Below are 19455 nucleotides of genomic sequence, written 5' to 3'. Positions count from 1 at the left end.
TGTGCGACCTGTCGTAGCACTGGTTCCTGCCGCCGGTCGTGGCGTGCGCCTGGGTGAACCCACCCCGAAGGCGTTCGTCCCGGTCGGCGGTATACCTATGGTCCGGCTGGCCGTCGATGGGCTGATCGCGTCCGGTGCTGTGCACCGGGTAGTCGTGGTCGTGCCCGCCGAACTGGTCGACGCCGCGTCCGCCTTGCTGTCCACCACTTCGCTGACCGGCGGTTCGATGCCCCCTGTGCCGGTGCAGGTCGTCGTCGGCGGCGCCGAGCGCACGGATTCGGTGCGCGCGGGCATCGCGGCCGCACCCGACGCCGGGTACTACCTCGTGCACGACGCCGCCCGCGCGCTCACCCCGCCCGAGCTCATCGCGCGCGTCGCCGCCGAACTACAGGCAGGCAGCCCGGCCGTCGTGCCAGCCCTGCCCGTCGTCGACACCGTGAAATCGGTCGACGACGCGGGCGTCGTCACCGGCACACCGGACCGCGCCGGCCTGCGCGCCGTCCAGACTCCCCAGGGCTTCGACGCCGAGTTGCTGCGTCGCGCCTACGCCACCGACGTCGGCGCGACCGACGACGCGGGCCTGGTCGAACGCCTCGGCGTCGCCGTGCACACCGTCGCGGGCGACCCACTGGCCTTCAAGATCACCACGCCACTCGACCTGACCCTCGCCGAAGCCGTTCTCGCGGTCGGCGGCTCCGCGCAGCTCGGTCACTCTGCCGTCCGGACCGAGGTCGCTGGATGAGAGTCGGCATCGGCAGCGACGTGCATCCCATCGAACCCGGTCGTCCCTGCTGGATGGCCGGATTGTTGTTCCCGGACGCCGACGGCTGCGCGGGCCACTCCGACGGTGACGTGGCAGTGCACGCCCTGTGCGACGCACTGCTCTCCGCCGCCGGCCTGGGCGACGTGGGCGCCGTCTTCGGCGTCGGCCGCCCCGAATGGGCCGGAGTCACCGGCGCCGCCATGCTCACCGAAGTCCGCAGACTCCTCACCGACGACGGCTATTCCGTCGTCAATGCCGCAGTGCAGGTCATCGGCAATCGTCCGAAGATCGGCCCGCGCCGCGCCGAAGCGCAAAAAGTACTCGGCGAATTACTCGACGCACCGGTTTCGGTATCCGGAACCACCACCGACGGGCTCGGATTGACCGGGCGCGGTGAGGGTGTCGCCGCCATCGCGACCTGTCTGCTGGAGTGTTCGCGGCCCTGACGGGCCACCCCACCCGACCGCCGCACCGTCGCCGCCAGGAATCGCGGCGAGCCACGAACCGGCCGGTCAACCCCACTCTCATCCCACCGACTAGGATCGAATGCCGTGACCTTGCGCCTTTTTGACACCGACACGCGGACCATGCGGGAATTCACCCCGCTGGTCCCCGGCCGTGCCTCGGTGTATCTGTGTGGTGCCACCGTGCAGGGTCAGCCCCATATCGGGCATGTGCGCAGCGGCGTCGCGTTCGACGTGCTGCGTCGCTGGCTGCTGGCGCACGACTACGACGTGCGGTTCATCCGCAATGTCACCGATATCGACGACAAGATCCTGAACAAAGCCGCCGAGGCGGGCAGGCCGTGGTGGGAATGGGCGGCCACGCACGAGCGCGCGTTCGATTCCGCCTACGAAACCCTCGGTGTGCTGCCGCCGTCGGCCGAGCCGCGCGCCACCGGGCACATCACCCAGATGGTCGCCCTGATGGAGCGGCTGATCGAGCGCGGGCACGCCTACGCCGCCGAGGGCGATGTGTATTTCGATGTGGTGAGCTGGCCGAATTACGGTGAACTCTCCGGCCACAAACTCGACGACGTGCACCAGGGCGAAACTCCCACCCGAGGCAAACGCGATCCCCGCGATTTCACCCTGTGGAAGGCCGCCAAACCGGGCGAGCCGAGCTGGCCTTCGCCGTGGGGTCCCGGTCGCCCCGGCTGGCACCTGGAATGCTCCGCGATGGCCGAGTTCTATCTCGGTCCCGAATTCGATATTCATTGCGGCGGAATGGATTTGATCTTCCCGCACCACGAGAACGAGATCGCCCAGTCGAAGGCGGCGGGCGACGGTTTCGCGCGTTACTGGCTGCACAACGGCTGGGTGACGATGGGCGGGGAGAAAATGTCGAAGTCGCTCGGCAATGTGCTCTCGGTGCCGAATGTGCTCACCCGGGTGCGGCCGGTGGAATTGCGTTTCTATCTCGGCAGCGCGCATTACCGTTCGATGCTCGAATACTCCGACAAGGCACTCGACGACGCTGTCGCTTCCTATCAGCGCATCGAGGCTTTCGTGCGGCGGGTGCACGATCGGGCCGGTGCGGTGCCGGTCGGCAAATGGACCGACGCGTTCGCCGCCGCGCTCGACGACGATCTGGCGATTCCCAAGGCGCTCGCCGAGATCCACCACGTGGTGCACGAGGGCAATCGCGCCATGGAATCGGGTGCGCTCGACACGGCGGCCGAACTGGCCGGGCAGGTGCGGGCGATGCTCGGCATCCTCGGCGTCGACCCGTTCGACGAACACTGGTACACCCCCGCCGACAATTCGGCGGCGCTCGACGCGCTCGACGTGCTGGTCCGCTCGGAGCTGGATCGCCGGGCGAGCGCGCGGGCCGACAAGAACTGGGCAGAAGCCGATGCCGCACGGGATCGGCTCATCGCGGCGGGTATCGAAGTCACCGATACCCCGCAGGGGCCGGAATGGTCGCTGGGCGCAGCTAGCGGAAAGGCGAACTGATGGCAGGCAATTCACAGCGACGCGGAGCGATCAGGAAGGGCGGCACCAAGAAGGGTGCTGTCGTCGGTTCCGGCGGCAGGCGCCGTCGTGGCCTCGAAGGGCGCGGCGCGACCCCGCCCGCGGTCGAACGCACCAAGCACCCCGCCGCCAAGCGCGCGGCCGCCGCGGCCAAAGCCAAAGCGGCACAGGGCCGACCGACCGGCAAGTCCGGTGTGCCGCGCGCCGGTCGCAAGTCCGACGACGGTCCCGAGCTGGTGCTCGGCCGCAACCCCGTGCTCGAGTGCCTGCGCGCGGATGTGCCCGCGACCGCGCTGTACGTGGCGGTCGGTACCGAGAACGACGACCGCCTCACCGAGAGCGTGCAGCGCGCCGCCGACCTCGGCATCTCCATCCTCGAGGTGCCACGCACCGACCTGGACCGGTTGAGCGCCAACGGCTTGCACCAGGGTGTGGCACTGCAGGTGCCGCCGTACCGGTACGCCCACCCCGACGACCTGATGGACCGGGTGAAGTCGACCGCCGAGCCCGCACTGCTCGTCGCCCTCGACAACATCACCGACCCGCGCAACCTCGGCGCGGTCATCCGCTCGGTCGCTGCGTTCGGCGGTCAGGGTGTGGTGATCCCACAGCGTCGCAGCGCGGCCGTTACGGCGGTGGCATGGCGGACGAGTGCGGGCGCGGCCGCACGCCTGCCCGTCGCCCGCGCGACCAACCTGACCCGCACGCTGAAGGACTGGGCTGCGCAGGGCATCCAGATCGTCGGCCTCGACGCGGGCGGTGACACGACCCTCGACGATTTCGACGGCAGCGTGCCGACGGTGGTCGTCGTCGGATCCGAGGGCAAGGGCCTGTCGCGCCTGGTCCGCGAGACCTGCGACTCGATCCTGAGCATCCCGATGGCGGGGCCGGTCGAGTCGTTGAACGCTTCGGTGGCCGCTGGTGTGGTGTTGGCCGATATCGCCCGGCAACGCCGCCTGGGCTGAGTTCCGCGTCTGCACGCCACGTCGGCGGCCTAGTTGTGGTTTGCTGACGATGAATCGTGGTCCCACACCGTAGAATTCGGGGTGTGGCGATCCCTAATCAACCGATCGGCCCGACGGTCGAGCACCCGCAGGCGAACATGATTCTCGTGCTCGGGCTGCTCAGCCCGTTCTGCTGCGGGATCTTCGGGCCGGTCGCGTGGACGCTCGGGAAGCGGGCACTCAACGAGATCGACGCTTCCTACGGTGGGCTCAGTGGGCGTCATCAGGTGCTGATCGGGTACATCGGCGGGATCATCGGCACGATTCTGATGATCTGTTTCGCGTTGCTGTACCTTGCCGGTTCCTGCAACGGGAACTTCTGAGCTAGTCGAGGCTCGGGCGTTCGCCGGGGGCGTCCCAGGCGGGCCACTCGTCGTTGACGCTGCCCGACCAGTTCGGCTGACGGCGTTCCTTGAAGGCTGCCATCGCCTCTCCGCCGTCGATGCTCTTGGCCACGTGCGCGTTGAGCTCGGATTCGAGCTGCCCGACCACGGCGGGGGTCATGCCGAGGCTTTCCCAGATGAGCCGCTTGGTGAGGGCCACGGGCAGCGGCGCGGAGCCACCGGCGATGTCCTCGGCGACGGCAAGCGCGGTCGGCAGCACCTCGGCGGCGGGCAGGCTGGCATTGGCCAACCCCATCGACTTGGCTTCGTCACCGTCGAAGGTGCGGCCGGTGAGCATGATGTCGGCGGCGTTGGCGAGCCCGGCCAGGCGGGGCACGGTCCAGTGCGCGTAGCCGTCGGCGAGCACTCCGCGCCTGACCTGGCTGAGGCCGTACACGGCGTCGTCGGCGAAATAGCGCAGATCGCACTGCAAGGCGAGGGCGAGCCCGATGCCGACGGCGTGCCCGTTCACGGCGGCGATCACCGGTTTGCGCACCTGCCACGGTGACGGGTCGAGCGTCGCGCTCGCCCCGCCCGCACCGGCCGAGAGGTCGGCACCGGCGCAGAAGGCGGGTGGGGTGCCGGTGATGACGACGGCGCGGATGGCGTCGTCGGTGTCGCAGCGGCGAAGGGCCGCCCCGAGTTCGGCCGTCATGGTCGCCGTGACGGCGTTGCGCTGGGCAGGACGGTTGAGCGTGAGTACCGCGACGCCCGCGCGGACATCGACCAGCAGTTCCGAACTCATGGGATCGAATGGTACTAGCGGCCGACCAGATGTCTGCCGATCGCGTATTTGTGGACCTCGGTCGGCCCGTCGTAGAGCCGGAAGGCACGCATGTCGCGGAACAGCATTTCCACCACGGTCTCGTCGCTGATCCCGATCCCGCCGAGCACCTGCACACACCGGTCGGTGACCTTGAACAGTTCCTCGGAGACATACGACTTGGCCATCGACGATTCGTGCCTGGCCTGCTGCCCCCGGTCCATCAGCCAGCAGGTGTGCCAGATGGTCAGCCTGCACTGGTGCAGCGCGATCTCGTTGTCCGCCAACATGAACGACACCCCCTCGTGCTGTCCGATGGGTTTGCCGAAGGCCGTGCGGGTGCGCGCGTGGTCGAGGGCGATGCGCTGCGCGCGTTCGGCGGCACCGAGCCAGCGCATGCAGTGCGTGAGCCGGGCGGGTGCCAGGCGCAACTGGGCGTAGCGCAGGGCCTGACCGGTGCGGCCGAGTACCGCGCTCGGCGGCAGCGTCAGATTCTCGAACCGCACCACCGCGTGCCCGCCCACGTAGTTGCGGTCCATCGTGTTCATGATCCGCTCGATGACGATGCCCGGCGTGTCGGCCTCGGTGAGGAACAGTGTCGGCCCGGCGGGCAGGTGCGGGTTCTCGGCCAGGTCGGCCATGATGATCCAGGTCGCGGCGCCGTCGGCACCTGTGATGAGCCACTTCTGCCCGTCGATCACGAAGTTCTCGCCGTCGAAGACGGCCCGCGTGCTGAGTTGGCCGGGGTCCGAACCCGCCCCACCCGGTTCGGTCATGGCGAACACCGAGCGCCGTTCCCCGAGGATCATCGGCATCAGATGCTGGTCGATCTGTTCGGGGTCGGCGATCTTGCCGAGCAGGTACATGTTGCCCTCGTCGGGCGCCGCGCAGTTCATCGCGACCGGCCCGAGCGTCGACCACCCGGCCGCCTCGTACACCAGCGCCTGTTCCACGTGGCTGAGCCCGAGCCCGCCGTACTCGACGGGCGCCTGCACGGTGAGCAGCTTCTCGGCCCGTGCCAGCTCGACCAGTTCGGCCCGCAACTCGTCGGTCGGCCCGTGCGCGGTGAGCCGCGGATCGCGTTCGAACGGCACGATCCGGTCGACGACGAACGCGCGCACCCGATCGCGCAGGGCGGCCAGATCCTCCGGCACCGAAAAATCGATCATGGATGAATCATCGCGCTGCCGCGCGCGGCCCGTGGCGATTTCAGCGCACGGGCGCGAGCTTGCGCTGCCGGTGCCCGACGACCCGGCACACCAGGTAGATGGTGAACGAGATGCCGGTGACGAAGGTCGACACCGGCACACCGGGCGCCAGCGACAGCAACAGCCCGCCGACGGCGGCGACCTCGGCGAAGATCACCGAGAGGACGGTGGCCCGCAACGGACTCGACGTCACCTGCGCGGCAGCGGCGGCCGGGGTGATGAGCAGGGCGAGCACCAGCAGCGCGCCGACGATCTGCACGCCGAACGCGGCGGTGATGCCCAGCAGCACCGCGAACACCACCGACAGCGCCCGCACCGGCACCCCGCGCGCCACGGCGACCTCGGGATCGGCGCTGGCGAACAGCAGCGGCCGGTACACCACGGCGAGCACGGCCAGCACGGCGGCGGTGCAGGTGAGCAGCAGGGCGAGCCCGTCGTAGCCGACGCTGGCGACCTGCCCGGTGAGCAGCGAGAACTTCGATCCGGCGCGGTCGGGGGACAGCCACAGGAACAGCACCGACAGGCCGAGCCCGAACGAGAGCACCACCGCGATCACCGAATCACGTTCGCGCGCACGCGAACCCAACCAACCGAACAGCACGGCCGCGACCACCGAACCGGCGATGGCACCGAACCCGACACCCACACCGACGAGCAGCGCCGCCGCCGCACCGGTGAGCGACAGTTCGCTGGTCCCGTGCACGGCGAACGACATCTGCCTGGCCACGATGAGCGGCCCGATCAGCCCGGCGAGCAGGCCGAGCAGGGCGGCGGCGAGCAGCGCTTGCTGCACGAAGTCGTAGCCGAGCAGGTTCGCGGTGGTGCCGATGTCGAACATCGACGTGAGCACTTTGGTGAGCTTGTCCATCAGGCCAGGGCGTCCATATCGTCACCGGTGCCGACGACCACGAGCCGCCCGCGCACCCGCAGTACCTCCACCTCGGTCCCGTAGAGCTCCGAGAGGGTCTGCGAGGTCATCACCTCGTCGGGTGTGCCGATCCGGAACTCGCCGTCGACCAGGTACAGCACCCGGTCGACCAGCGGCAGGATCGGATTGAGTTCGTGGGTCACGAACAGCACGGCGGTGTCGTGTTCGCGGCGGCGCTTATCGATCAGTTCGGCCACGAGGCGCTGGTTGGCCAGGTCGAGGCTGAGCAGGGGCTCGTCGCACAGCAGTACCGAGGGATCACCGACGAGCGCTTGGGCAACCCGCAATCGCTGCTGCTCGCCGCCCGACAGCGACTCGAGCGGCGCATGCGCGAACTTCTGCGCGCCGACCGCGGCGATGGCTGCCTCGACCTGTTCGGCCCGTTCCCGGCGTTTGCGCCAACCGAGCCCCCAGCGGTGTCCGTCCACGCCGAGCCCGACCAGATCCACGCCGCGCAACAGCACCCCGGCATCGATCGTCTTCTGCTGCGGGATGTACCCGATACCCGGATTGCCCACCCCGGCTCGCCGCCCGGCGATCTCCGCGCTGCCCGCGGTGAGCCCGAGCGTGCCGAGCAGCACTCGTAACAGCGAGGTCTTACCGGACCCGTTAGGGCCGAGCACCGCGATGAACTCACCGGGCGAAACCTCGAGATCGAGGTCGCTCCACAGAGTGCGTTCGCCGAACGACATCGTGGCCGAGCGCAACCGGATCGCCGGATCCGCTTGCGCACCTGCCACGCCTGCGGCAGACGCACCGGTCGTGCCGGGCGCCGACAGGGCGGTTGCGTCGGTCATGAGGTCCTCGATCGGGTTCGAGCGTCAGCGCAGAGCCGCGGCCAGCGCCTTGGCATTGGCCGTCTGCCACTGCACGTAGTCGACACCCTCGGGCAGCGTCTCCGTCACCTCGACCACCGTCACGCCGGCAGCCTGCGCGGCCGCGCGCAGGTCCTGGGTGACCTTGTCCTGGGTCTGGGTGTTGTAGATCAGGGCCTTGACCTGCTTGCCGGTGACGAGGTCGCGGGTGGCGGCGACGGCGGCCGGGGACGGGTCGGTCTCCTGCTCGATCGCTTCCTGGAACTCGTGCGGAGTCTTGTCCTGGGCCTTGGCGGCCAGCAGCAGGTAGTGCGCCAGCGGCTCGGACTGGGCGACGGCCGCGTTCGGCGTCTGCGCCGCGATGGCGCCGGTGATGGTGCTGATGCCCATCAGCTGGTTCTTGAAGGCGACGGCACGCTCGGTGTAGGCGTCCTTGTGCGGCGCGTCGATCTCGCCGAGTTCGGCGGCGATGCGGTCGGCGACGGCGGCGACGGTGGTGACGTCGTACCAGACGTGCTCGTTCTCGTCGCTCTCGTCGGTGCGCTCCTCGAACGCCTCGACGGTCCGCTTGTCCTTACCGGAAATGGCTTGCTCGATGAACTCGTCGTAGTGGCCGCCGTTGAACACCACCAGCTCGGCATCGCTGATCTTCGCGGTATCGGTCGCGGAGGTCTCGAACGAATGCGGGTCGGCGGCCGGATCGGTGATGATGGCGCTGACCTGGGCGTCCGGTCCGGCGACCGCGCCGGCGACCGAGCCCCACACATCGGTGGACGCCACGATCGATGGAGTGCCGGATTCCTCGGAGCCTCCGCCGCAGGCCGTCAGGACGGCGGCGACCGCCACTCCCGCCGTGAGACCGGCACACGCGCGGGCGATTCGACTGTTCATGCGGGACTCCTGGGGCAAACCACGACCCGACCACACACGGTTGTGCGTCAGATCATAATGGAAATCGTTACCGTTTTAGATTAGCAGCAATGATGCTGGCCCGTGAACGTGGCCACCGGACGGCCGTCCCTGTCTCGCAGGTACATGGGTAACTCATCGGGCACGGGCCGACGTTCCCCCTTTGGAGAACGTCGGCCGCCTGCCTATAGCATCCCCGCGCCTAGATCTGGCCTGATGTCACGGGGAGGCGGGCAGCGCTCAGCAACTGAGCACAGCGCAGCAGGCCGAGGTGGCTGTAGGCCTGCGGGTGATTGCCGAGGGAACGCTCGGCGACGGGGTCGTACTCCTCGCTGAGCAGACCGGTCGGGCCGGCCGCGGCGACGAGCTGCGTGAACAACGCTTCGGCGTCGGAACGGCGACCGATCAGCAGGTACGCCTCGACCAGCCAGGCGGCGCACAGGTGGAAACCGCCTTCACCGCCGGGCAGCCCGTCGTCGTGGTGGTATCGGTAAACCGTCGCGCCGCTGCGCAGTTCGGCCTCGGTGGCCACGACAGTCGCCGCGAAACGCGGGTCGGCGGGGTCGATCAGGCCGCTGAGACCGATGTGCAGGGTGGCCGCGTCGAGGTCGGTGCCGTCGTAGGCCGCGGTGTAGGACTGGACCTCCTCGTTCCAGCCCTTGGCCTTCACCTCTTCGGCGATCGTGTCGCGCAGGGTCACCCATTCGGGATCGATGGCGCGATCGAAACGCTGAGCGAGGGTGAGCGCGCGGTCGACGGTGAGCCAGCCCATCACCTTCGAGTACACGTGGTGCCGCGGGTTGCCGCGGATCTCCCAGATGCCGTGGTCGGGTTCGGTCCAGCGCCGCTGCACCGCGGAGACCATGGCGTGCACCAGTTCCCAGTCGGCGTCGGGCAGCGCCTCGGCCGCGTCGGTGGCGCCCTGGCGTTCCCGTTCCTGCGCCAGGGTGGTGATGAGGTCGACGATCGGGCCGAACACATCGAGCTGCACCTGCATATTGGCCGCGTTGCCCACGCGCACCGGCCGCGAACCGGCGTATCCGGGCAGCAGGTCGATGACGGCCTCGGGCGGCAACGTTTCGCCGTAGATCGTGTACAGCGGGTGCAACCGCTCCGGGCCGGGCAGGGTGGCGAGCACCTTGTGCACCCAGTCCAGGAATTCCTCGGCCTCGGTGAGCGAGCCGAGCGTCACCAGTGCCTGCGCGGTGAGTGAGGCGTCGCGCAGCCAGCAGTAGCGGTAGTCCCAGTTGCGCACGCCGCCGATGTCCTCGGGCAGCGAGGTGGTCGCGGCGGCGAGGATAGATCCGGACGGGCGGTGCACGAGCCCACGCAGGGTCAGCGCCGAACGTTTCATCAGATCGGGTTTGAGCGGCGGCAGCTGCAAGCCGCTCGCCCACTCGGTCCAGTACCGCTCGGCCAGCTGACGACGCTGCGACTCCGGCGTCATCGACGGCGCGAGATCGGCCGTACCGCAGCGCAATTCGAGGACGACCGGCGCCACGGCCGGATCGACCACGGCGCGCGCCTGCTCGCTGATGCCGTCGGAGGTGATCTCCCACTGCACGCCGGGGGAGCGGAGCACCATCGGATCGTTGGTGCCGCTCACCCGAAGCCCGTTGTGCACGGCCTCGATTCGCACCGGCACCTGCCCGAACTCCGGCCGCGGCGCGAAGTGCACGACGGCCTTGGCGGTACCGGTGATGACGCGGGTCAGGTCGGTCCGGTTGGGGGTCACGTCGTGAGGCAGGTAGTCGGCCACTTGCAAACTGGCCCACCGGGTTTCGACGGTCATGGTGCCGTCGACATAGCGCTGCGACAGCGGCAGGCTCGGCCGCTCCGGTGCCACCGAGAAGTGACCGGCGGCCGACCCGCCGAGCAGGTGCGCGAACACCGCCGCCGAATCGGGTTCGGGGTGGCAGAACCAGGTGACGGTCGCGTCGGGGGTGAGCAGGGCGACCGAGCGCGGGCTGGCGAGCATGCTCAGCCGCTCGATACGCGGTGCGCTGGCACCGGCGAGCCAGGTACGCCGCTCCTCGACGAGGAAGGCCAGCGCGCGCGCCACGTCCTCGGTGGAGTCGACGCGCAGCTTGGCCAGGCTCTCGCCCTCGCCGACCTTGATGCCCACGTCGGGGCCCGACAGCACCCGGAAGGCCTTCTCGTCGGTGACGTCGTCGCCGAAGAACACTGCGGCCGAGGCACTTTCCTGGTGCCGGATGGTGTCGAGCGCGGTGCCCTTGTCGGTGGGGATCACCGCGAGTTCGATCACCGCCTTGCCCTCGGTGACCTGCACGCCCACCCAGCACGCCGGGCCCTGGCGCGCGGCATTCAGTGCGCGCCTGCCGATTTCGGGGCTGGCGTTGCGCACGTGCAGTGCGGCGCTGGCCGGTTTCATCTCCACGGTGACGCCGGGGTTGTCGGCGGCGATCTCGGCGAAGGCGGCGTGGATCTCGGAGAGCAATTGCTTGGCGTCGTTGTCGATGGCGTGCACGAAGCCGACATCGAACTCGGAGCCGTGACTACCGATCAGTTGCACCTCGACGGGGAGCCGCGACAGCGCGGCGAGGTCGCGCAGAGCTCGGCCGGAGATCACCGCTGCCGTGGTATTGGCCAGCCCCGCGAGCGCGCGTAGCGCACTCACCGATTCCCGTTGGGGAAACGCTTTCGACGGGTCGGACACGATCGGGGCGATTGTCCCGTCGTAGTCCGAGGCGACCAATAGCCGTGGCACTCGTGCGACCGACGCCAGTGCACGGCGGACATCCAAGGGCAGTTCCTGTGCGCTCACGCATCCAACCTAGTGATGGGAGGGGTGGATCAGGGGGCGCCAAAAACAATACTGGGTCAATTCTCGCGCGCGAGCGGCGCGGCGGGTTGTGCGCACGAGTGTCGTCCGGGTAGTCCGCGACCTCGCGGCTAATCCCGTCGGTCCTCGTCCGGCCGTACCGACGGGTAAGCAGGGATTATCCGCGATCGCCCAGCAACAGGTCGACGGTGAGCTCGAGGCGCTCGGTGACGTCGGTCGCAGATGCGCGCCTGGTCAGCCAGGCCACCAGATTCGACAGCCACACATCGGAGATCACGCGGGCGATGGCGAGCTGACGCTCGGTCGGTTCGCCATCGGCGATGGCGCGGGCGAACACCCGGTCCATCACTTTGCCCACGCGGTCCACTTCGGCGGCGGCGGAGGCGTCGGCGAACATGAACGCGCGCGTCATGGCTTCGGTGAGCAGCGGGTCGCGCTGCATCATCCGGGTGATCTGGGTGAGCAGGCCGTGCATGCGCTCGGACGGGCCGTCACCCGCCAGCGGCTTGCGCTTGCTCTCGAACTGCTCGAATTCCCTTGCCAGAGCGGACACCAGCAGGTGGACCTTGGAGGGGAAGTAGCGGTAGAGGGTGCCGACGGCCACGTCGGCGCGTTCGGCGACCGCGCGCATCTGCACCGCGTCGTAGCCGCCCTTGGAGGCGAGCGCGAGGGTGGCGTCGAGGATGCGCTTGCGGCGTTCACGCTGCGCGGTGGAACTCAGCTCCTCTTCGGACAGCGTTGTCACGGTGGGCGTTGGTGCGGGACTGTCCATCGTGGAAACCCTTTCGCTGAGTACGGCAGGAGAACATGGTTGCCGGTGAAGGTCTCTTGACTTACACCCACCCCGGATATTAGAACATGTTCTAGGAGTGGGAGCCACGCCGGAAGGGCGGTTTTTCTTGTGACCATCGCCACCACTGACGAGCATAAAGCCGCCGCGGCCTCCCTGCGGAGCTGGGCGAGCTCGGCGGCGCCGATTGCAACAATGCGGGCGGGCGGTAGCTGGCGCGAGTGCTGGCCCGCACTTGCCGAGTTCGGGTTGTTCCAGGTAGCGCTCGACGACGATCACGGCGGACTGGGCGGCACCGTCGCCGACCTCGCCGTGCTGCTGGAACAGACGGCCGACGACCTGGTGAACGGTCCGGTGCTCGCCACCGCGCTGGCGGGTCTGGTCACCGGCGCGGCCGACGGGACGCCCTGTGGCGTCGCGCTGCCCGATGCGTCGTCGGGTGCGGCGACGGGTTCGGATGCCGGAGGCTGGAAGGTCAGCGGCACTTGGGAATTCGTCTACGGAGCCGATGCGGACACGCAGGTGCTCGTGCCTGCCGAGACCGCCGACGGCACCCGCTGGTTCGTGCTCACCGACGCGACGATCACGCCGCTGTCCGGCAGTGATCCGACGGTGCCGCTGGCCCGGGTGACCGCCGAAAGTGCCACCGCGCAACAGGGTTTCGCGCCGTCGTTCGACGTCACCGATCTGTTCGTCACCCTCGCGGCCGCCGAACTGGCCGGGCTGGCCGGCTGGTGCCTGCGAACGGCCGTCGACTACGCCAAGGTGCGCGAGCAGTTCGGCAAGCCGATCGGCAGCTTCCAGGCGATCAAGCACCTGTGCGCCTGGATGCTGTGCCGCACCGAACTGATCCGCGCGGTCGCCGCCGATGCCGCCGATGCCTTCGATGCCGGTGGCGAGGAACTGCCGATCGCGGCCGCCGTCGCCGCGGCCTGCGCGCTCGACGCGGCCGTCGACACCGCCAAGGACGCCATCCAGGTGCTCGGCGGCATCGGCTTCACCTGGGAACACGACGCGCACTTCTACCTGCGCCGGGCAAGTTCGCTGCGGCAGCTGCTCGGCGGGTCGGCGCGCTGGCGGGCGCGGGTCGCCGAACTCACCCGCGACGGGCAGCGCAGGACCACCGGCGCCGAGCGCGTCCTCGGTGACGCCGACGGCGACACCGCGTTGTCGGCCGAGATCGCCACCATCGCCGCGCTCCCGGCGGCCGAACGCCCGCGCGCACTGGCGGACGCGGGCCTGATCATGCCGCACTGGCCGAAACCCTATGGGCGAGGCGCGGATCCGATGACCTGCCTACAGATCGCCGAACAGCTGCGCCGCGCCGAGGTGGAAACCCCCGACCTCGCGGTCGCCGGCTGGGCGGTGCCCACGCTGCTTCGCTTCGGTACCGAGGAGCAGATCGAGCGCTTCGTCTGGCCGACCCTGCACGGCGAGGTGATCTGGTGTCAGCTGTTCAGTGAGCCGGGCGCCGGGTCCGATCTGGCCGCCCTTCGTACTTCCGCCGAGCGGGTCGAGGGCGGCTGGGTGCTGCGCGGTCAGAAGGTGTGGACCTCGCTCGGATCCACCGCGAACTGGGGCATCTGCCTGGCCCGCACCGATCCGTCCGCGCCCAAGCACCGCGGTATCAGCTACTTCCTCGTCGACATGCGCGCCGCGGGCGTGCAGGTGCGCCCGCTGGTGCAGATCACCGGCGAGGAGAAGTTCAGCGAGGTGTTCCTCGACGACGTGTTCGTGCCCGACAACTGCCTGGTCGGTGCGCTGAACAACGGCTGGAAGATCGCCCGTGCCACCCTGTCGGCCGAGCGGGTCGCCATGGGCGGCGGCGGGATCGGCGGCGCGCTGGAAGCGCTGCTCGCCGGTTTCCCGCCAGGTGGATGGGGAACAGAACTGCGCGAGGATCATTTCGGCGCCCTGATCACCACCTCGATTGCTGGAACTTTGCTGGATCAGCGGATCGCGGCGGCCACCGTGGCCGGAGCCGATGCGGGCGCCCAGGCTGCCGTCCGCAAACTCGTCGGCGTCCGGTACCGGCAGGAGCTCGCTGAATATGCACTGGAACTTTCCGGCCGGGAAGGTTCCCTGGATAGCGACGTTCTGAAAGAATTCTTGCTCACACGCTGTCTCTCCATCGCGGGCGGTACCGAGCAGATCCTGTTGACCGTGGCGGCCGAACGGATTCTCGGCATGCCGCGCGATGCGGACAGTTAGCTCGAAGGAGGACGCCGTGGATTTCACCCGCGACGAAAGTGCCGATGCCGTAGCCGAGGTTGTCGTGAGCCTGCTCGAACGTGAGCCTGCCCGCGACATGGAATTGTGGCCGAGTCTCATCGATTCGGGCCTGCTCGCGGTCCCCGTGCCCGAGCGGTTCGGCGGTGACGGAATGGGCTTGCCCGAGGTGGCGGCCCTGCTGATGGAACTGGCCACCGACGCGGCGGCGGTGCCCGCACTGCCGACCTTCGGGTTCGGTGTGCTTCCGCTGTTGCCGGTGCTACCCGATCACCTGGGCGAACGCGTGCTCGCCGAGATCGGCAAGGGCACCGTGCTCACGGCCGCGCTCAACGAACCGGGCGCGCCGTTCACCACCGCGCCGACGACCAAGGCCGTGCGCGACGGTGACACCGTGCGCGTCACGGGCCGCAAGACCGGCGTGCTCTACGCCGAACAGGCCCGCTGGATTCTGGTGCCGACCGATGCCGGGGTCGCCCTGATCGACGGCGTCGCCCCGGGCCTCGAGGTGGTACCGGTGACCGGTTCCGCAGGCGTTCCCGAGGCCTCGCTCGTCCTCGACGAGGTGGAGATCCCCGCCGAGCAGCTCCTGCCCGACGCGCTGCCCGGCCTGCACCGCTATGCCGTCGCCTGCCTCGGCGCGGTAGCCGACGGCCTGCTCAAGGGCGCTGTCACCCTGACCGCCGAACACGTGCGGACCAGGGAGCAGTTCGGCAGGCCGCTGGCGGAGTTCCAGGCGGTCGCCCAGCAGATCGCCGACCTGTACGTGGTGTCGCGCACCCTGCACGTGGCCGCCGAGTCGGCGTGCTGGGCGCTGGCGCAGAACGACGCCTCGCCCGAGCATCAGGACCGCATCGACGAGGACCTCGCCGTGCTGGCGTATTGGGCGGCGGCCGAGGTGCCGCGCGCCATGCAGCAGTGCCATCACCTGCACGGGGGGCTCGGTGTCGACATCACCCACCCGATGCACCGCTATTACTCACAGGCCAAGGATCTCGCGCGGCTGCTCGGCGGCGCGGATCTGCGGCTCGACCTCCTGGGAGCCAGATGTTCATCGATCTGACCGCCGAGCAGCGGCGGTTGCGCGAGGAATTGCGGTCCTATTTCGCCGATCTCGTCACGCCCGAAGAACACGCCGAGATGGCGATCAATCGGCACGGCGACGCCTACCGCGAGGTGGTTCGCCGGATGGGCCGCGACGGCTGGCTCGGTGTCGGCTGGCCGAAGGAGTTCGGCGGGCAGGGTTTCGGCCCGATGGAACAGCAGATCTTCTTCAACGAGGCGGTGCGCGCCGATGTGCCGTTGCCGCTGGTGACCTTGCTGACCGTCGGCCCGACCCTGCAGAAGTACGGCACCGATGCGCAGAAGAAGAAGTTCCTGCCGGGAATCCTTTCCGGCGACATCCATTTCGCCATCGGCTACTCCGAGCCCTCGGCGGGCACCGACCTGGCCGCGCTGCGCACCACCGCGGTGCGTGACAGCGACGGTGACTGGATCGTCAACGGACAGAAGATCTTCACCACCGGCGCCCACGAGGCCGACTACGTGTGGCTGGCCTGCCGCACCGGCACGGTCGAATCCCGCCACCGCGGCATCACGATCCTCATCGTCGATACCAAGGATCCCGGCTATTCGTGGACGCCGATCATCACCTGCGACGGCGCCCACCACACCAACGCCACGTATTTCGATGACGTGCGGGTGCCCGCCGACATGCTGGTCGGCGAGGAGAACCGAGGCTGGCGGCTGATCACCACCCAGCTCAACCACGAGCGGGTGAGCCTCGGCCCGTCGGGCAAGATCGAACAGCTCTACGACCGTCTGCGTGACTGGTCGGCGGCGCGTGAGCTGCTGACCCGCCCGGATGTGCGTCGCGCCCTCGCCCGGGTGCGGACTATGGTGCGGCTCAACGAGTTGCTGAACTGGCAGGTCGCCGCCGCCGACCCGGCCGCCGCGCAGAACACCGTCATCGCCGATGCCTCGGCGACCAAGGTGTTCTCCACCGAGGCGTTGCAGGAAGCCGGTCGGCTGGTGGAGGAGGTCGTCGGCCGCTACGGCGACCCCGCCGATCCCGACACGGCCGAGCTGCTGGCCTGGCTCGACCGGCGGACCAAACAGAACCTCGTCGTCACCTTCGGTGGCGGCGTCAACGAGATCATGCGCGAACTGGTGGCCTCGGCCGGCCTGGAACTGCCGCGCGTGCCCCGATGAACCAGGAGCGGCGTGTGCCGGAAACTGCTGTGCCCGAGGATATCCAGGCGGGCCTGACCGCGCTGGTCGCGGCGGGGGAGAGCGCTCCCCGCGTCGGCCGCGACCCGGTGAACCAGCCGATGATCCACAACTGGGTGGAGGCCATCGGCGACACCAATCCGATCTATGTCGACGAGGCCGCCGCCAAGGCCGCCGGTCACCCCGGCATCGTCGCCCCGCCCGCCATGGCGCAGGTCTGGACGATGACCGGCCTGCACGGCGAGCGCGCCGCCGACGATCCCATCGGCCGCGTCAACGAACTGCTCGACGCGGCAGGCTACACCTCCGTCGTCGGCACCAACTGCGAGCAGACCTACCACCGGTACCTGCGTCCCGGCGAGGAGGTGACGGTCACCAGCCGTCTCTCGGAGTTCAAGGGGCCCAAGCGAACCGGCCTCGGCGACGGCTGGTTCCTCACCTTCACCACCACCTGGACGGTCGGTGACGAGGTGGTCACCGAGATGCTGTTCCGGATCTTGAAATACGCACCGGCCGCACCCGCCGATGCCGCCGCCACCGTGGCGGACGCGGTCGAGGTCGCGCCCGCCGAGCGGGTGGGTCCGGTGATCTCCCGCGACACCGAGTTCTTCTGGGCCGGAACGCAAGCCGGTGAACTGCGCATCCAGCGTCTGCCCGACGGCACGCTGCGGCACCCGCCGATTCCGGCGCTGTGGCAGGACAAGGCCGAGCCGACCGACTACGTCGTCGCCGCGGGCACCGGCACGGTGTTCAGCTTCGTCGTGCACCACGCGCCGAAGGTGCCCGGCCGGGAGTTGCCGTTCGTGGTCGCGCTGGTCGAACTCGACGAAGGCGTGCGGATGCTCGGCGAGCTGCGCGGCATCGACCCGGCCGAGGTCGCCATCGACCTGCCGGTGCGCGCGGCCTTCGAAAAGCTGGCCGACGGCACCGTGCTGCCGTATTGGCAGGCCGAGCGGTGAGCGCGGCACCTCGTCGCGCGTGATCCGCCCAGCCATCGCGGAACAGTGCGCGTGGTGCGCCGAGTCGACTCGCTCTGCCCGTCCGGAAAGGACCCGCTCGTGACAACCACCATCGATCCCGCCGCTCTCGCGGTGGGAACCACTCTGCCGGAGTTGGTGATCCATGCCGATCCCACCTTCGTGATCAGTACCGCCCTGGCCACCAGGGACTTCCAGGACGTGCACCACGACCGCGACAAGGCCGTGCAGCGCGGTTCCGACGACATCTTCGTCAACATCCTCACCGACACCGGCCTGGTGCAGCGTTTCGTCACCGACTGGGCCGGACCGCGCGCCCGGGTGAAGTCGATCGCGTTGCGTCTCGGGGTTCCGCTGTATGCCGGTGACACGCTGACCCTTTCGGGCACCGTCACCGAGATCGACGACACCCTGATCACCATCGACGTCCGTGGCCGCGACAGCCTCGGTGAGCACATCATCGCCACCTCGGTCATCGCCGTCCCCGATCTGGAGCCGAAATGAGCACGCTGTCCGGCCGCGCGGCCGTCGTCGGTATCGGTGCCACCGACTTCTCCAAGGACTCCGGCCGCAGCGAATTGCGGTTGGCCGCGGAGGCGGTCACCGCTGCCCTGGCCGACGCGGGTCTCAGTCCCGCCGATGTCGACGGTCTGACCACCTTCACCATGGACACCAACACCCAGGCCGCCGTGGCCAGGGCGGTCGGCATCCCGAACCTGAAGTTCTTCAGCCACATCGGGTACGGCGGCGGCGCGGCGTGTGCGACCGTGCAGCAGGCGGCGATGGCGGTGGCCACCGGTGTGGCCGACGTGGTGGTCGCCTACCGCGCCTTCAACGAGCGCTCCGGCGCCCGCTTCGGCCAGTTCTCGCCCGCGCTCGCCGCCGCACCGACATCCTCGGGTATCGATGCGGGCTGGGCCTATCCCCAGGGTCTCGGGACACCCGCCGCGCAGGTGGCGATGGTCGCGCGCCGGTACATGCACGTCACCGGTGCGACCAGCGCCGACTTCGGGAAGGTCGCCGTCGCCGATCGCAAGCACGCCGCGGTGAACCCGAACGCCTTCTTCTACGGCAAGCCGATCACGCTGGAGCAGCACCAGGATTCGCGCTGGATCGCCGAACCCCTGCATCTGCTCGACTGCTGTCAGGAATCCGACGGCGGCGTCGCCATCGTCGTCACCAGCGTCGAACGCGCCCGTGACCTGCCGCAGCGCCCTGCCGTCATCGCCGCCGCCGCCCAGGGCAGCGGCCCCGACCAGTACGTGATGACCAGCTACTACCGCGACGCCATGACGGGCCTGCCCGAAATGGGCCTGGTCGGCGAACAGCTCTGGGCGCAAAGCGGTTTCACCGCCGCCGACATGCAGGCCGCCATCCTCTACGACCACTTCACCCCCTTCGTCCTCATGCAACTCGAGGAACTGGGTTTCTGTGGTCGCGGCGAAGCCAAGGACTTCATCGCCGACGGTGCCATCGAACTCGGCGGCCGCCTGCCCCTCAACACTCACGGCGGCCAGCTCGGCGAGGCCTACATTCACGGCATGAACGGCATCGCCGAAGCTGTCCGCCAGATCCGTGGCACCTCGGTGAACCAGGTCGACGACCTGGGACGCATCGTCGTCACCGCGGGCACCGGTGTCCCCACCTCCGGATTGGTGCTCACCGCCTGAGTTTTCGCGCC

The 19455-nt window shown here is 69.1% G+C and carries 18 protein-coding genes; 11 read left to right on the top strand and 7 right to left on the bottom strand.

Annotation, left to right across the window (positions count from 1 at the left end):
• The first annotated feature begins 1 nt into the window (after position 1).
• The 5 genes from ispD (at position 2) to NI2_RS25785 (ending at position 4063) form a co-directional block, all read left to right on the top strand.
• Entirely contained in the window at positions 2 to 742 is a 741-nt protein-coding gene (gene ispD / locus NI2_RS25805) for a 2-C-methyl-D-erythritol 4-phosphate cytidylyltransferase (RefSeq protein WP_084476783.1), read from the top strand.
• Positions 739 to 1209 carry a 2-C-methyl-D-erythritol 2,4-cyclodiphosphate synthase gene (gene ispF / locus NI2_RS25800; RefSeq protein ID WP_067495655.1) on the top strand — a complete coding sequence of 157 codons (471 nt, stop codon included), beginning with the start codon at positions 739 to 741 and terminating at the stop codon, positions 1207 to 1209. Before ispD ends, ispF begins: the two co-directional genes overlap by 4 nt.
• Positions 1210 to 1314: 105 nt before the next feature.
• Complete coding sequence (cysS, locus tag NI2_RS25795; protein ID WP_067495651.1) at positions 1315 to 2718, top strand: cysteine--tRNA ligase; 1404 nt, start codon at positions 1315 to 1317, stop codon at positions 2716 to 2718.
• The gene (rlmB, locus tag NI2_RS25790; RefSeq protein WP_067495648.1) at positions 2718 to 3701 is read left to right on the top strand and encodes a 23S rRNA (guanosine(2251)-2'-O)-methyltransferase RlmB; all 984 of its coding nucleotides are present in this window, start codon (positions 2718 to 2720) and stop codon (positions 3699 to 3701) included. Before cysS ends, rlmB begins: the two co-directional genes overlap by 1 nt.
• Before the next feature lie 83 nt (positions 3702 to 3784).
• Positions 3785 to 4063 carry a hypothetical protein gene (locus tag NI2_RS25785; protein WP_067495645.1) on the top strand — a complete coding sequence of 93 codons (279 nt, stop codon included), beginning with the start codon at positions 3785 to 3787 and terminating at the stop codon, positions 4061 to 4063.
• A gap of 1 nt (position 4064) precedes the next feature.
• On the opposite strand, the gene NI2_RS25780 is transcribed toward NI2_RS25785, so the two are convergent.
• The 7 genes from NI2_RS25780 to kstR all read right to left on the bottom strand — a co-directional run bounded on the left by NI2_RS25780 (position 4065) and on the right by kstR (position 12321).
• Positions 4065 to 4868, bottom strand: coding sequence for an enoyl-CoA hydratase/isomerase family protein (locus tag NI2_RS25780; protein ID WP_067495642.1), 804 nt, complete (start codon positions 4866 to 4868; stop codon positions 4065 to 4067).
• Between the two features lie 14 nt (positions 4869 to 4882).
• On the bottom strand, positions 4883 to 6055 hold the full coding sequence (locus NI2_RS25775; protein WP_067495640.1) for an acyl-CoA dehydrogenase family protein: 1173 nt from the start codon (positions 6053 to 6055) through the stop codon (positions 4883 to 4885).
• Positions 6056 to 6095: 40 nt separating this feature from the next.
• A complete protein-coding gene (locus NI2_RS25770) occupies positions 6096 to 6962 on the bottom strand; it encodes a metal ABC transporter permease (protein ID WP_133733942.1) in 867 nt (288 codons plus the stop codon).
• A complete protein-coding gene (locus NI2_RS25765; RefSeq protein WP_067640838.1) occupies positions 6962 to 7714 on the bottom strand; it encodes a metal ABC transporter ATP-binding protein in 753 nt (250 codons plus the stop codon). The genes NI2_RS25770 and NI2_RS25765 overlap by 1 nt, the downstream gene beginning before the upstream one ends.
• A gap of 129 nt (positions 7715 to 7843) precedes the next feature.
• Positions 7844 to 8728: a metal ABC transporter solute-binding protein, Zn/Mn family gene (locus NI2_RS25760; protein ID WP_067495635.1), complete on the bottom strand. Its 885-nt coding sequence runs from the start codon at positions 8726 to 8728 to the stop codon at positions 7844 to 7846.
• Between the two features lie 220 nt (positions 8729 to 8948).
• Positions 8949 to 11531 carry a trehalose-phosphatase gene (gene otsB / locus NI2_RS25755; RefSeq protein ID WP_067495632.1) on the bottom strand — a complete coding sequence of 861 codons (2583 nt, stop codon included), beginning with the start codon at positions 11529 to 11531 and terminating at the stop codon, positions 8949 to 8951.
• 175 nt (positions 11532 to 11706) lie between these two features.
• Complete coding sequence (gene kstR, locus NI2_RS25750; protein WP_067495630.1) at positions 11707 to 12321, bottom strand: cholesterol catabolism transcriptional regulator KstR; 615 nt, start codon at positions 12319 to 12321, stop codon at positions 11707 to 11709.
• 129 nt (positions 12322 to 12450) lie between these two features.
• On the opposite strand from kstR, the gene NI2_RS25745 reads away from it, so the two are divergent.
• The 6 genes from NI2_RS25745 (at position 12451) to NI2_RS25720 (ending at position 19444) form a co-directional block, all read left to right on the top strand.
• Positions 12451 to 14550 (top strand): acyl-CoA dehydrogenase family protein, encoded by a 2100-nt coding sequence (locus NI2_RS25745; RefSeq protein ID WP_067495627.1) that lies wholly within the window; start codon positions 12451 to 12453, stop codon positions 14548 to 14550.
• Positions 14551 to 14566: 16 nt separating this feature from the next.
• Positions 14567 to 15631, top strand: a complete 1065-nt coding sequence (locus NI2_RS25740) for an acyl-CoA dehydrogenase family protein (RefSeq protein WP_067495624.1) — start codon at positions 14567 to 14569, stop codon at positions 15629 to 15631.
• A complete protein-coding gene (locus tag NI2_RS25735; protein ID WP_067495621.1) occupies positions 15616 to 16779 on the top strand; it encodes an acyl-CoA dehydrogenase family protein in 1164 nt (387 codons plus the stop codon). Before NI2_RS25740 ends, NI2_RS25735 begins: the two co-directional genes overlap by 16 nt.
• Positions 16780 to 16793: 14 nt before the next feature.
• The gene (locus tag NI2_RS25730; protein ID WP_067495730.1) at positions 16794 to 17756 is read left to right on the top strand and encodes a bifunctional MaoC family dehydratase N-terminal/OB-fold nucleic acid binding domain-containing protein; all 963 of its coding nucleotides are present in this window, start codon (positions 16794 to 16796) and stop codon (positions 17754 to 17756) included.
• Positions 17757 to 17855: 99 nt separating this feature from the next.
• Positions 17856 to 18278, top strand: coding sequence for a MaoC family dehydratase (locus tag NI2_RS25725; RefSeq protein WP_067495618.1), 423 nt, complete (start codon positions 17856 to 17858; stop codon positions 18276 to 18278).
• Positions 18275 to 19444 carry a lipid-transfer protein gene (locus NI2_RS25720; protein WP_067495615.1) on the top strand — a complete coding sequence of 390 codons (1170 nt, stop codon included), beginning with the start codon at positions 18275 to 18277 and terminating at the stop codon, positions 19442 to 19444. The genes NI2_RS25725 and NI2_RS25720 overlap by 4 nt, the downstream gene beginning before the upstream one ends.
• Positions 19445 to 19455 lie beyond the last annotated feature (11 nt).

Origin of the sequence: Nocardia ignorata NBRC 108230 (assembly GCF_001612905.1) — a bacterium.
GTDB classification, from domain to species: Bacteria; Actinomycetota; Actinomycetes; order Mycobacteriales; family Mycobacteriaceae; genus Nocardia; species Nocardia ignorata.
The sequence above is the reverse complement of the archived record's forward strand: the minus strand, read 5'-3'. Positions and strand labels throughout refer to the sequence as shown.

What these genes read in the sequence shown, in the direction of transcription:
- ispF (WP_067495655.1), top strand. Translation starts at nt 739, where the DNA reads ATGAGAGTCGGCATCGGCAGCGACGTGCATCCCATCGAACCCGGTCGT.
- rlmB (WP_067495648.1), top strand. Translation starts at nt 2,718, where the DNA reads ATGGCAGGCAATTCACAGCGACGCGGAGCGATCAGGAAGGGCGGCACC.
- NI2_RS25780 (WP_067495642.1), bottom strand. Translation starts at nt 4,868, where the DNA reads ATGAGTTCGGAACTGCTGGTCGATGTCCGCGCGGGCGTCGCGGTACTC.
- NI2_RS25775 (WP_067495640.1), bottom strand. Translation starts at nt 6,055, where the DNA reads ATGATCGATTTTTCGGTGCCGGAGGATCTGGCCGCCCTGCGCGATCGG.
- NI2_RS25770 (WP_133733942.1), bottom strand. Translation starts at nt 6,962, where the DNA reads ATGGACAAGCTCACCAAAGTGCTCACGTCGATGTTCGACATCGGCACC.
- NI2_RS25765 (WP_067640838.1), bottom strand. Translation starts at nt 7,714, where the DNA reads ATGTCGTTCGGCGAACGCACTCTGTGGAGCGACCTCGATCTCGAGGTT.
- NI2_RS25760 (WP_067495635.1), bottom strand. Translation starts at nt 8,728, where the DNA reads ATGAACAGTCGAATCGCCCGCGCGTGTGCCGGTCTCACGGCGGGAGTG.
- kstR (WP_067495630.1), bottom strand. Translation starts at nt 12,321, where the DNA reads ATGGACAGTCCCGCACCAACGCCCACCGTGACAACGCTGTCCGAAGAG.
- NI2_RS25735 (WP_067495621.1), top strand. Translation starts at nt 15,616, where the DNA reads ATGTTCATCGATCTGACCGCCGAGCAGCGGCGGTTGCGCGAGGAATTG.
- NI2_RS25720 (WP_067495615.1), top strand. Translation starts at nt 18,275, where the DNA reads ATGAGCACGCTGTCCGGCCGCGCGGCCGTCGTCGGTATCGGTGCCACC.